We start from the raw sequence: 12,857 nt of genomic DNA, 5'->3' as shown, positions 1-12,857 counted from the left end.
AGCGGCATCACCTGCACGATCACCCGCGTGGCGGCCCGCCCTCCCGGCAGTGCCGCCGCGCGGGTGCCCGCATGCTCAGCCCGGTTCCGGCACCGCGAACGGACGGTTCGCGGCCGCCCAGCGGGCCGCCGGAACGAACGCGACCGCCGTCACCAGGAACACCGCCCCGAAGACGGCCCAGCCCGCCATGCCGTGGCGCAGCGCCGTCTGCGTGACGACCAGCGGGCCCAGCAGCACCCCGGCCGCGAAGCCGCTGTTGAAGACGCCCTGGTAGACGCCGTGCGCGCGCTCGTCCGCCAGCTCGTAGCTGAGCGCCCAGGTGCCCGCCGCGCACAGCACCTCGCCGACCGTCTGGACCGCCAGCGCCGCCAGGATCAGCAGCGACGCCGTCCACGGGTCCGGCCCCTTGGCCAGCCCGAACAGCAGGCAGCCGACCGCCATGAGCGTCCCGGCGCGCAGGCACGCCCGGGCCGCGACCCGCGGGTCCTCGGCGCCGCGGCTCATCCGCACCTGCAACGCGACGACCATGGCCGTGTTCAGCACCAGGCAGGCCGAGACGAGCAGCCGCGGCGCGTGCGTGTCGCGCGTCACCCACAGCGGCACGCCGACCTCCAGGATCCCCTGCTGCAGCACCAGCACCCCGGCCAGCACGGTGATGACCAGGTACGGGACGTCGCCCAGCGCGGCGAGACCGGCGCCGCCGGACGAGGCGTCCCGCGCCGGACGCTCCGCCGGGACCCGCGTCAGCAGGAGCGCCGCCGCCGCGAACGTCACCGCGTCGAGCACCACGATCGTCCGGTACGCGGCCGGGGTGTCCGCGACCAGCGCCAGCGACGCCAGCGCCGCCCCCACGCCCACGCCGGTGTTGGTCATCATCCGCAGGAACGCCCGCCCGGGCATCCGCAGCTCCGCGGGCAGCGCGTGCGCGACCAAGGCGTTGCGGACGGCGCTCGCGCCCCGGTCCAGGAACGTGACGCCGCAGATCAGCGGCACCGCCGACCAGAACGAGTGCACCTGCGTGTAGCCGAGGATCAGCACCCCCTCCGCGCCCAGCAGCGCCACCACCGTCGGACGCGCCCCGAACCGGTCGGCGACCCGGCCCATCGGCACCCCCGCCGCGATGCCGAACACCCCGCCCAGCGCCAGCGCGACGCCGACCTGGGACGGCGACATGCCGACCGCGCGGGTGAACAGCAACGCGCTCGTGGTCATGAACAGGCCGTTGCCGAGCGTGTTGACCAGCATCGCCGCGGACAGCACCCGGATCACCGGATGCCGCGCCAGGCTCGCCACGCCCGGGGCCCGGGAGGAGGTCGTCGTCATACGCCCATCCCAGCCGTGCGGCCCGCCGGCGGGAATGGATTTACGCTATTACTCAATGTATGAGTTCAGGCTCGGCGTCCAGGACCTCGCCGAGACGTCGTTCGGGATGTCGCCCCTGTTCGAGCTGGTCTTCAGCCTGCGCCCGCGCCTGTTCCCGGCCAAGCACCCCGAGCACCTGCCCTGGGTACGCGAGACCGCCGCCGCGTACGCCCGGCTCGACACCGGGCTGCTGGACGTCCTGCACGCGCCGCACGGCTGGATCCCGGACTTCCTCACCCCGCGCCCCGCCGGCATCGGCGCCGGGATCGCCGACGACCTCGCCGTGCTGCGGAAGACGCCGCCGGACGTCGTCCGGCACGACATCGCCGCCGCCTACCGGCACGTGCCCGTCCCGCCGGTGCTGAGCGGCGACCCGGCGGCCCTGCTCGACCGGATCTGCACGGCGTTCGAGGCGTACTGGGACGCCTGCGTCGAGCCGTACTGGACGCGGATGCAAGCCGTCCTGGAGGCCGACCTCGTGCACCGGGCGCGGCGGCTGACCCTCGGCGGGGCCGCGGCGCTGTTCGCCGAGCTGGACGACCGGATCACCTGGACGCCCGGGCTCGTCCGGCTCGCCGTCCCCTCCGGGCTCGCGCCCGAACGCGCCGTGGACGTCGCCGGGCGCGGGCTCGTCCTCGTCCCGTGCCTGTTCGTGCGCGGCGCGATCACCATGATCGACGAGCAGGGCCCGCCGCCGCTGATCTGCTACCCCGCCCGCGGCCGCGGCGCGATCTGGGAGCACACCGTCCCGGCGGGGCCGGCCGCGCTCGCCGCGCTCGTCGGCGCGCGCCGCGCGGAACTGCTGGTCATGCTGGCCGCGCCCGCGTCCACCACGGAGATCGCCCGGCGGCTCGGCGTCACGCCCGGCGCGGTCAGCCACCACCTGACCGCCCTGCACGCCGGGGGCCTGCTGAACCGCACCCGCGCGGGGCGGTCCGTCCTCTACATGCGCAGCCCGCTGGGAGACCGGCTCATCCGCTGACGGCCACCCCCGGGCATGCGCGAGGCCCGCCCGGAACCAGGCCGGACGGGCCTCGACGCGCGCGCTCCGGATCAGTTCAGCCCGTTGAGCTTGGCGATCCGGTTCTCGTACATCTGGATCACTTCGGGGCGGGCGGCGTGCTTGCGCTCGTACTCGCGCAGCAGCTTCACCTGGTCCGCCGACAGCCCGCGCAGCCGCGCGCGCAGCTGCGGCAGCGTGGCCGCGTCGTAGTCCGGCACCGGCAGGCCCTCAGCGGCCTTCGCGGCCTCCGCCGGCGCGGCCGGCCGCAGCTCCGGCTTCGGCTCGAACGGCCCCGCCTCCTCGGCCTTCTCCGGCTTCGGAGCGGGCGTCGGGTCGGCCTCCGGCACCGGGTTCGGAGCCGGCTCCGCCTGGGCCTCCGGCTCCGGACGCGGCTCGGCCGGCTTCGGCTCCGGCGCCGGCTCGGCGACCGGAGCGTCGTCCTGGACGGGCTTCGCGGCGGGCTTCGCACCCGGCTTGCCGACGGAGATCTCCCCGTCGGCCGCCCGGCGCTGCGCCGTCCGCGCCGTCCCGCGCTCCGCCGCCGGCCTGGCCGGCCGGGTGCGGGCCCGCGGCCGCGGCTCCGGCTCGGGCTCCTCCCCGCGGACCGTCTCCACGACCTTCCCGACGACCTTCTCCGCGGTGTGCCGGACGTCGTCGCGCAGCCGGCCGATCACCGGGCCGACGCCGTCGCCCTCGGTGATCTCCTTGTAGTCGCGGGTCATCCGGTCGCCGAGCAGGAGCGCCCGGCCCACACCGAACATGGCCAGCCGGACGGCGTGCAGCGGGAGATCGCGGACCTGCTCGCCCACCGCGTCCTGGACCTGCTGCTTGAGGCGGCGCGGCGATCTCGTCATGGTCATTCCTCTTCCTGCCGTCCTGTCACGCACATGCGGCAATCGTCTTCTCGTGTCTCACTCTGCCCCATGGGTGCGAGCAGGGTCACCCCGGGTTAATGGAATTCTGTCCAAAAGCCGCGTGGAGTGGATCACACAGCGGGCTTCACCTGACCATTACCCCTTTCCGCGCGGCTCTCCCGCGCCCCGGCGCGCCGCGTCCCGCGCTGCACGGCGAGCGCGGGGCGGCTCGTACGATGGGGGCATGACCGCCAACAGCCAGCGCCGTGTCCTGCTCGCCAAGCCGCGTGGTTACTGCGCGGGCGTCGACCGCGCCGTCCAGACGGTCGAGATCGCCCTGGAGAAGTACGGGGCGCCGATCTACGTCCGCAAGCAGATCGTGCACAACGTCCACGTCGTCAAGACGCTGGAGGAGCGCGGCGCGATCTTCGTGGACGAGACCGAGGAGGTCCCCGAGGGCGCCATCGTGGTGTTCTCCGCGCACGGCGTCGCGCCCGTCGTCCACGACGAGGCCCGCGGCCTGAACCTGCGCACCATCGACGCCACGTGCCCGCTGGTCACCAAGGTCCACAAGGAGGCCGTCCGGTTCGCCGCGCAGGACTACGACATCCTGCTGATCGGCCACGAGGGCCACGAGGAGGTCATCGGCACCACCGGCGAGGCGCCCGACCACATCCACCTCGTCGACGGCCCCGACGACGTCGCCAACATCACCGTCCGCGACCCCGAGCGGGTCGCCTGGCTGTCGCAGACCACCCTGTCGGTGGACGAGACGATCGCCACCGTCGACAAGCTCCGCGAGCGGTTCCCCAAGCTGATGGACCCGCCGTCCGACGACATCTGCTACGCCACCCAGAACCGGCAGACCGCCGTCAAGGAGATGGCCGCGCAGTCCCAGCTCGTCATCGTGGTCGGCTCCACCAACTCCTCCAACTCCGTCCGGCTGGTCGAGGTCGCCAAGGAGCACGGCGCCGACGACGCCCACCTCGTCGACTACGCCGAGCAGATCGACCCGGCCTGGCTGGACGGCGTCGACGTCGTCGGCGTCACCAGCGGCGCCTCCGTCCCGGACGAGCTCGTCCAGGGCGTGCTGGCGTGGCTGGCCGAGCGCGGCTTCGGCGAGGCGGAGGAGATCGAGTCCGTGCAGGAGAGGATGCGCTTCTCCCTGCCGAAGGAGCTCCGCAAGGACCTGCGCGTCACGCCCGTCTAGCCGTCGCTCAGTCCTCAGTCCTCAGTCGACGTCGCCGTGGTGCAGGCGGCGCTCGGCGGTCGTGGTGGGGGACTCGTCCCAGCGGACGGGGTTCTCGTTGTCCTCCTTCTCGAACAACCGGACCCCGACCAGCTTGCCGCGCAGCTCCCGCACGTTCGCCGGCAGCCCGCGGACCATCGTGATCACCAGCACCAGCACCGTGCCGAAGAACAGCCACGGCGCCGTCGCCGCCAGCGACGTCAGCAGCCCGACGGTGAGCGCGCGCAGCAGCGAGCCGTGCCCGAGCGCGGACGCGATCTCCGCGAGGACGGTCGCGAAGAAGAACACCAGCGGCGGGCTCACCGCGATCGTCAGCAGGTCCGCCGGGCGGGTGGCGAACGCGGCCAGCGCGCACGCGATCGCGAAGCCCGCGCCGGCCAGCAGCGGGACGCCGAGCCACCGCGACAGCAGCGCGCACACCAGGCCCGCCCCGAACATGACGACGACGCCGCCGCGCCCGGTGAGCGCGATCGCGCCCGCCCCGCCGGCGGCGTGCGAACGCGGCGCGGAGCCGGCGCGCTGACGTCCCACTGGACCCCCTGAAGCCGGCGAGGCGCCGCCCGGCGCGTCGCTTGCCGTCGATGGGCTCATGGCCACCTCTCTCGCCGATCATCCTGATCAGGGATGGCCCGTCCGCCGAAACCTACCGGTTCCGACGCGGCGTCGGGCCGAGGTCGCTCGTCATCGCCGGGGGCCCCGCGACCGGAGAGCCCCCGGTCGTTAGGACGGTCCTCATGCGCCGTCAGTTCGGCCGCGGAGAGCGCGCGCGGGCTCTCTTCCACCGGCTGGGGGCCGTCCAAGGGCTCCTCTACGACGCCCAGCTCGTTCAGCTTGCGGGCGCTGACCAGCACCCGCGTCTCCAGGGAGCCGACCGTCCGGTTGTAGGACTTGATGGCGCCGGTAAGGGCGCGGCCCAGCTCGTCCACGTGCTGGCCCATCGTGCCGAGGCGCTCGTACAGCTCCTTGCCCAGCTCGAACACGGCGCGGGCGTTGCGCGACAGCGCGGCCTGCTGCCACGCGTACGACGCCGTCCGCAGCATGGTGATCAGCGTGGTGGGCGTCGCGATGTGGACGCGGCGCCGCATCGCGTGCTCCAGCAGCCCCGGATCGCGGTCCAGCGCGGGCGCGAGGAACGCCTCGCCGGGGATGAACAGCACGACGAACTCCGGCGCCGGGCTGAACGCCTGCCAGTACGACTTGGCGGCGAGCCGGTCGACGTGGTCGCGCAGGTGCCGGGCGTGCGCGTCCAGCCGGACCGGGTCGCCGGTCTCGGCGGCCTGCAGGTACGCGGCCAGCGACACCTTCGAGTCGACGACGATGCTCTTGCCGCCGGCCAGCCGGACCACCATGTCGGGGCGGACCGTCCCGTTCGCGGTGGCCGCGCTCGCCTGCTCGTCGAAGTCGCAGTGGTGCGTCATCCCGGCGAGCTCCACGACGCGCCGCAGCTGCAGCTCGCCCCACCGGCCGCGCGCCTCCGGCCGCTGCAGCGCCCGGACGAGCCCCTGCGTCTCCCGCCGCAGCTGGTCGGAGCTCTGCCGGACGAAGTCGACCTGCTTGGCGAGCATCGCGTGCGACTCGCGGCGGCCCGTCTCCACCTCGCGGAGCTGCTCCTCGACCTTGGAGAGGGTCTCCTTCAGCGGCGCGACCAGGTGCTCGACGGCCTGCTGGCGGCGCTGCAGCTCGCCCGCCGCCTCGACGCCCGCCGCCTTCAGCCGCGCGTCCGCCAGCTCCAGGAACCGCTGGTTGCTGGCGTCCAGCGCCTTCGCCGACAGGTTCTCGAAGTGCTCGGCCATCCGGCCCTCGGCGTAGGCGAGCTTCTCCTCCGCCGCCCGCGCCCGCGCGATCAGCGCGCCCTGCCGGCTCGTCGCGAGCGCGTACCCGGCGACGACGCCGAAGACGGCGCCGACGAGAAGTCCGGCGAACAGCGCGAGGTCCATTACTTCATCGTGACAGCGGACTCGCGAAGCGCGACCACGACGCGCCGGAATGCCCGCCGGAACGGACAATCGGTTCGCTATTCCCCCCTGTCGGCCTACTGCTCCCCAACGCTCCCGGGGCGGAGCCGCCGCTCCGGGGCGTCCGGGCAGCCCGGCGGGTCCGCGGGGTCCGTAAACTTGACGGCCGTGAGCCTCTCCATCGGAATCGTCGGGCTGCCCAACGTCGGCAAGTCCACCCTCTTCAACGCGCTGACCAAGAACGACGCGCTGGCCGCCAACTACCCGTTCGCGACCATCGAGCCCAACGTCGGCGTCGTCGGGGTGCCCGACCCGCGGCTCGGCGTGCTGGCCGAGCTGTTCGGCTCCCAGAAGACCATCCCGGCGACGATGGAGTTCGTCGACATCGCGGGCATCGTCAAGGGCGCGTCCGAGGGGCAGGGCCTCGGCAACAAGTTCCTCGCCAACATCCGCGAGACCAACGCGATCTGCCAGGTGATCCGCGCCTTCGAGGACCCCGACGTCACGCACGTGGACGGCGACGTCGCGCCGTCCCGCGACATCGAGACGATCAACACCGAGCTGATCCTCGCCGACCTCCAGACGATCGAGAAGGCGCTGCCGCGTCTCGACAAGGAGGCCCGGACGAAGAAGGACAAGGAGAAGCTCGCCGTCGTCGACGCCGTCAACGCCGCGCAGAAGCTGCTCGACGACGGCATCACGCTGTTCGCGGGCGCCGAGAAGGCCGGCATCGACCTGGCGCTGCTGCGCGAGCTGCACCTGCTCACCGCCAAGCCGTTCCTCTACGTCTTCAACCTCGACGAGGGCGAGCTGACCGACGAGGCGCTGCGCGGCCGGCTCCGCGACCTGGTCGCGCCCGCCGAGGCGATCTTCCTGGACGCCAAGATCGAGGCGGAGCTGATCGAGCTGCCCGACGACGAGGCGCTCGAACTGCTGCAGGGGATGGGGCAGGAGGAGTCCGGGCTGTCGCAGCTCGTCCGGATCGGGTTCGCGACGCTCGGCCTGCAGACGTACCTGACCGCCGGCCCCAAGGAGTCGCGGGCCTGGACGATCCGCAAGGGCGCGACCGCGCCGGAGGCCGCCGGCGTCATCCACACCGACTTCCAGCGCGGCTTCATCAAGGCCGAGATCGTCTCGTTCGGCGACCTCACCGACGCCGGGTCGATGGCCGCCGCCCGGACCGCGGGCAAGGTGCGCATGGAGGGCAAGGAGTACGTGATGCAGGACGGCGACGTGGTCGAGTTCCGCTTCAACGTCTGAGCCGCGCCCTCCTCGCCGCAGGCCCCGCCGGTCCGGCGGGGCCTGTCGTGCGTCCGGGGGCTTGTGTGATCTGCGATACAGGTGTTGCATGTGGGGCCACACCCCCACCGCTAGGCGTTCTGTGCCGATATGTCGCATAGTCGACACTTTGCCGGATTCCTTCGGGAACAGATTGCGGTCGGAACGGTCACCCGGTAACCAAGCAACTGCCGAGTCGTGCCGCTTGCCGGAAACCTGGTCAGGCGCACCGTTCGGAGCCTTGGATAGGGGATCGTCACCGTTTGGCAATCTTCCCCGTTCCTGTTGAGCTGGATTGCATTATCCGCAACCGCGTGCCGGGGGTGTGCTTCGCCGCGATGCGCTGGAACAATTGACGCTCGTGGTTACGCTGGGCCCGGGTGGGGCTCGGAAAGGACCACCCGCAACAGGACCCAGGCAACAGACCGCGCCGACCGGGGGCGAGGCGCGAGCGGAGGCAGGATGGCTCGCAGGTCGGCCGTAGGACGCGGCCGTGACACGGCCGTGGTCGAGGAGACGGCGGCGCCCGCGGCGCTCGCCGCGTCCGCCGACCCGTGGGACGCGCCCGCGCCCGAACGGCGCCGCGGCCGCTCCGGCGGGTCCGGCGGCCGCCCGCGCGGCGGCGGCCGCTGGGGCGGCTCCGGCGGCCGCTGGTGGGTGTGGCTCGGCCGCGCCGTGCTGTGGGCCCTCATCCTCGTCATCCTCGTCAACGGGATCCGCGCCCCCTTCGAGCGCTTCACCGCCAAGGGCGGCGACACCGCCGGGACCGGTACCGCCAAACCCGGAAAGGGCACCGGATTCCCCAGCAGCGCCGCCGGCGCCTTCGCCCTCCAGTTCGCCAACGTCTACCTCAACTACGACCAGAAGAACGCCGCCGCCCGCGAAGCGCAATTGCGCACCTTCCTGCCCGAGGGTGCCGACGCGCAATTCGGCTGGAACGGCGTCGGCACTCTGCAGGTCCAGTCCGTCCAGGTCGCCGGAGTCGACGCCCGCGACGCCCACGACGGCACCGTCACCCTGCTGGCGCGCACCGCCGACAAATGGCTGCGCCTGTCCGTCCCCGTCTACGCGGCCAACGGCGGCGCGCTCGTCATCTCCGGACGCCCCGCGCTGCTCCCCCCGCCGACCAAGGCCGCGCTGCCGCAGGGCGGCGTCCAGGACCGCGACACCGCCGTCGAGACCGCGCTCCAGCCCGTCCTCAGCACCTTCTTCCAGGCGTACGCGTCCGGTGACCAGGCCACCCTGTCGCGCTTCGCCGACGGCACGCCCATCGCGGGCCTCGCCGGCTCCGTCACCTTCGTGCAGGTCAAGGAGGTCGTCGCGCCCAAGGGAGCCGCCGACGAGCGCACCGTCACCGCGACCGTCGGCTGGCAGCTGCCCGGCGCCGCCGGCTCCGGGGGCGGCGGCGAACTCGACCAGGCGTACCAGCTCAGCATGGTGAAGAAGGGTGCGAACTGGTACGTCAGAGACATCCGCGGCACCACGGAGCCGAACGCATCATGACCGCAACCCCCACGACATCCGCCGTCCCAGAGAGGTGATCAGTCGATGCTGCACCACATCATGGCGTCGATTCCGCACGAGGTCTGGGCGGAACCGCAGAAGAACGACGAACTCAACACCGGCAATCTCGCCGACTGGCTGCGCAACATCTTCGGCCCGCTCTTCCTCGTCATCGTCTCCATTGTGGCGATCTTCTTCCTGTTCACCCGCGAGATCACGCGCTTCGTCCAATTCATCGTGCTGGCGATAGGAATCGGAGTCGTCTTCTACGTGCCGAACATCATCGAGACGACGGCCCGGGCGATCGCCAAGGCCCTCGGCGTGGACGTCACCTGACCACGCGGAGGTCGGCAGGCGGCACTGTGCTCGCGCAGTTAGGGGAGTAGGGGCGTGGATCTACCCACGTACACGAACATATGGCGCATCGAGAAGCGGCTGTACAAGCTGTACGACCTGCGGCTTCCGATGCCGCTGCCGCTGGTCCAGATCGGTGTGTTCCTCGGCGTGTTCGTGCCCTGGATCCTGCTGCTGAGGTTCGCCGGGATCCCGTTCAAGTCCCCCTGGCACGTGCTGTACATCGTCCCGCCCGGCGTGCTGACCTGGCTCGCGACCCGGCCCGTCATCGAGGGCAAGCGGCTCACCGAACTGCTCCTCTCCCAGACCCGCTACCTCGCCGAACCACGCACCTGGTGCCGCCTCACCCCGATCCGCGAACCCCGCGAGGTCGTCGTCGTCGCCCGCGTCTGGCGCCGCGCCGAGGCCCCCGCCCCGGTCGCCGCCCCCGAGCGCGCCGCGGTCAAGTCCCGCCGCAAGGCCCGCAAGGCCGCCGCCGCCGAGCCCGTCGCCGTCCCGGCCGCCGTCCCCGCCGCGGCGCCCATGGTCGCGGGCCCCGCCATCGCCGACGGGCCCGTCCCTCTCGCCGACTACGCCGCCCAGTACGAGGCCCCCGCCGCCAAGCCCTGGCGCCGCACCGACCGCGACATCTCCCACGAGGACGACGTCCAGCTCGAACGCCCCCCGGCGACCCCCCGCCTGGAGGTCCCCCCGCCACCCCCTCCGCCCCCAGCCCCGGCCCCGGCCGCCCCCGGCACCGCTACCGGCAAGCGCGGCCTCGCCTCCGGCGTCCGCCGCCCCGGCGCGTCCCCCGAGGTCTGGCCCGCCGTCCCCCCGGCGACCCGGCCCGACATCCCCCACCAACCCGCCGCCCCCGCCTCCTTCGGACACCCCCCCGCCCCGCCGGTCCTCCCGTCCGCCACCCTCGCGCAACCCGCCGGTACACCGCAGGTGAGCTCCGCGTCCAGCGGACCGGAAGCGGCCGGGAAGCCCGCCGTTCCGGCACCGCCCGCTGACGCCGGGCGCGCGGCCACGGCGTCCAACGAGCCCGCCGCCCCGCGAGGCGTGGACGGAGAGGCCGGGCAGGCGCGCCCCACGCCCCAGCCCGCGAACCACGGTGCCCCCGCCAGGCCGGACGCCGATGCCGCCGAAGACGAGCGCGCGGCTGCGGCGACGAGCAAGGCCACTCCCGCACACCCCGCCGACATCGCCAATGCCGAAACGGGCGCCGGCACGCCCGCCTCCAACACACGCGGCGAGCGCGTTCCGTCGGCGGAACGCGGCGACGCGACCAAGAAGAACATCGACGAAAGCACCGCCGCAGCGAGCCCAGCCGATGAGGCGGCCGAGGACGTGTCCGCCGCGGACCTCCGACCGGCCACCGGCGCCGCTCCTGCGGAGAGGCCACAGGTGGTTTCGCCCTGGCCCGCGACGGCGCGGCCGGACGGGGCGCGCGGACGTCCTGCCGGGGCGCGGGGACGGCGCGGGGCCGAGCCGTCTGGCGGGGAGCCCGGCGACAAGAAGGTGGCCGGGTGGAGGTCGACGGCGCCGCGTCGGACGCCCGCCGTGCCGCCGGCGCCGCGCCCCGCGCAGACACAGGGCGAGACGCGCCCGGACGTCCCCCGGCAGGTGCCGCAGCGAGGGACGGGCGCCCCCGCCCAGCAGCAGCCGACCCGCCCGCCGGCGCCGACGCGCCCGGACATCCCGATGCAGAGCCCGCCCGCAGCACACCCCACACCCGCTACACCCGCTGCCTCTGCTGCGCCTGCGATGCCCCCCAAGCCCCCGGCACCGGGCACGCCTCCGGCGCCCGGCGCGCCTGCGGCACCGGGTGCGCCTGCGGCGCCTGGCGCGTCTGCGGTTCCTTCCGCGCCTGCGGCGCCCGGTGTGCCTACGGCGTCTGGTGCGTCTGTGGTGCCCCCAGCGTCTGCGGCGGCGGGGGCGGCTGGGGTGCCTGGTGCGCCTGCGGCGTTCGGGCAGCGGGGCGAGGAGAACGAGTGGCGGCCTGCCAAGCAGGAGCGGGACGCCGCGACGCCGCCGCGCCTGGAGGCGCCGCGGCCGTGGTCCAAGGGGCTGTCGAAGCCGCTGCGCCCGGCGCCCGGGGAGGGCGCGCCGTGGCCGTCCGTCCCCGAGCCGGGGCCGGCGCCGGAGGCGTACCCGGAGGTGCCGCCGCAGGGCGTGCCGATCCCGCCGGCGCCGCCGCAGCCCGTGGAGGAGGAGGCGCCGCCGCGCGAGGTGCGGTCGCAGCCGCAGTCGCCGGTGCGGCCGAGGCCGCTGCCGCCGCCCCCGGCGCCGCCGGCGTCCGGTCCGGCGATCACGCCGCCGGGGCCGGACCACGAGGTCACCACCGGCGGGCTGCGCAGGCTCATCCAGGCCGTCGGCGGCGGGCACGGCGAGGTCGACGCCGAGTACGAGCAGCGGCTGCAGCAGCCGTTCCACGGCACGCGCCACGTGGTGGTCCTCGGGTGCACCGGCGGCGCGGGGCAGACCGTCACCTCGCTGATGCTCGGGCACACGTTCGCGCAGCACAACGGGGAGCCGGTCGTCGCGATCGACGTGAACCCGGGTCCCGGCGCGCTGGCGCGGCGGACGCGCAGCGAGACCAACGAGACGCTGACCTCGCTGATCACGCGCGCCGACCAGGTCGGCAGCCTCACCGCGATGCGCCGCTACACCTCGCAGGCCAAGTCCGGCCTCGACGTCATCGCGGCCGGGAAGAACCCGCTGCAGGCCCTCGACGACCGCGACTACGCGCTCGCGATCCGCACGATCGACAAGTTCTACTCGGTGACGCTGCTGGACACCGCGGCGGCGATCGTCGCCCGGGTCCTGCCGTACGCCGACCAGATCGTGCTGGTCGCGCCTGCCAGCGCGGACGCGCCGCGCGCGGTGGCGATGACGTTCGAGTGGCTGGACGGGCACGGGTACGAGGAGTTGCGGTCCCGCGCCGTCACGGTCATCAACGGGGTGTCGCGCCGCAGCATGGACGACGTCGAGCAGGCGGAGGCCGTCGCGCGCGGCCGTTGCCGTGCCCTCGTGCGGATCCCGTGGGACGATCACCTCAGCATGGACCGCGCGCCGCGCAACGAGCTGAAGTCGTTGCGCGCGCCGACGCGCCGTGCCTATCTTGCCCTCGCCGGTGTGGTCGCCGGCGGGTTCACCGTCGTGCCCGAGCGTTACCAGGAGCTTCAGCAGGAGCAGGAGGCCACCCGATGAGCGCCCCTCGCGGGCACCGAGCCGGCCGGACGGGCGCGAGCGTGGCGGGCGCGCCTGCCGATGATGTCCGCCCGGACGGTGAACACTCTCCCCGCCAGCCCTTC

General features: G+C 73.7%; 10 protein-coding genes. 6 read left to right on the top strand and 4 right to left on the bottom strand.

Features of this window, described 5'->3' with window-relative positions; genetic code table 11:
* Positions 1–75 precede the first annotated feature (75 nt).
* A complete protein-coding gene (locus tag J4709_RS40110; protein ID WP_208249669.1) occupies positions 76–1,323 on the bottom strand; it encodes an MFS transporter in 1,248 nt (415 codons plus the stop codon).
* A 55-nt stretch (positions 1,324–1,378) separates the two neighbouring features.
* Here J4709_RS40110 and J4709_RS40105 point away from each other — a divergent pair, with 55 nt between their 5' ends.
* The gene (locus J4709_RS40105; protein WP_208249667.1) at positions 1,379–2,344 is read left to right on the top strand and encodes an ArsR/SmtB family transcription factor; all 966 of its coding nucleotides are present in this window, start codon (positions 1,379–1,381) and stop codon (positions 2,342–2,344) included.
* A gap of 71 nt (positions 2,345–2,415) precedes the next feature.
* On the opposite strand, the gene J4709_RS40100 is transcribed toward J4709_RS40105, so the two are convergent.
* On the bottom strand, positions 2,416–3,219 hold the full coding sequence (locus J4709_RS40100) for a DUF8129 domain-containing protein (RefSeq protein ID WP_208249665.1): 804 nt from the start codon (positions 3,217–3,219) through the stop codon (positions 2,416–2,418).
* Between the two features lie 244 nt (positions 3,220–3,463).
* Here J4709_RS40100 and J4709_RS40095 point away from each other — a divergent pair, with 244 nt between their 5' ends.
* Entirely contained in the window at positions 3,464–4,429 is a 966-nt protein-coding gene (locus J4709_RS40095; protein ID WP_208249663.1) for a 4-hydroxy-3-methylbut-2-enyl diphosphate reductase, read from the top strand.
* Positions 4,430–4,450: 21 nt separating this feature from the next.
* Here the strand turns inward: J4709_RS40095 and J4709_RS40090 are convergent, their stop codons facing one another.
* Positions 4,451–4,999 carry a DUF6542 domain-containing protein gene (locus J4709_RS40090; protein ID WP_307801973.1) on the bottom strand — a complete coding sequence of 183 codons (549 nt, stop codon included), beginning with the start codon at positions 4,997–4,999 and terminating at the stop codon, positions 4,451–4,453.
* A gap of 56 nt (positions 5,000–5,055) precedes the next feature.
* Positions 5,056–6,405: a DNA recombination protein RmuC gene (locus J4709_RS40085; protein WP_208249662.1), complete on the bottom strand. Its 1,350-nt coding sequence runs from the start codon at positions 6,403–6,405 to the stop codon at positions 5,056–5,058.
* Between the two features lie 186 nt (positions 6,406–6,591).
* Here J4709_RS40085 and ychF point away from each other — a divergent pair, with 186 nt between their 5' ends.
* From ychF to J4709_RS40065, 4 genes are all read left to right on the top strand, one after another.
* A complete protein-coding gene (ychF, locus tag J4709_RS40080; RefSeq protein ID WP_208249660.1) occupies positions 6,592–7,683 on the top strand; it encodes a redox-regulated ATPase YchF in 1,092 nt (363 codons plus the stop codon).
* A 480-nt stretch (positions 7,684–8,163) separates the two neighbouring features.
* Positions 8,164–9,204, top strand: coding sequence for a conjugal transfer protein (locus J4709_RS40075; RefSeq protein ID WP_208249651.1), 1,041 nt, complete (start codon positions 8,164–8,166; stop codon positions 9,202–9,204).
* A gap of 45 nt (positions 9,205–9,249) precedes the next feature.
* Positions 9,250–9,540: a hypothetical protein gene (locus tag J4709_RS40070; protein WP_173096259.1), complete on the top strand. Its 291-nt coding sequence runs from the start codon at positions 9,250–9,252 to the stop codon at positions 9,538–9,540.
* Between the two features lie 54 nt (positions 9,541–9,594).
* Entirely contained in the window at positions 9,595–12,753 is a 3,159-nt protein-coding gene (locus J4709_RS40065; protein ID WP_208249649.1) for a TcpE family conjugal transfer membrane protein, read from the top strand.
* Positions 12,754–12,857 lie beyond the last annotated feature (104 nt).

Origin of the sequence: Actinomadura violacea, assembly GCF_017573465.1 — a bacterium.
Taxonomy (GTDB): Bacteria; Actinomycetota; Actinomycetes; order Streptosporangiales; family Streptosporangiaceae; genus Spirillospora; species Spirillospora violacea.
Note: the sequence above shows the minus strand (reverse complement) of the source record. Positions and strands in the feature narration are given on the sequence as shown.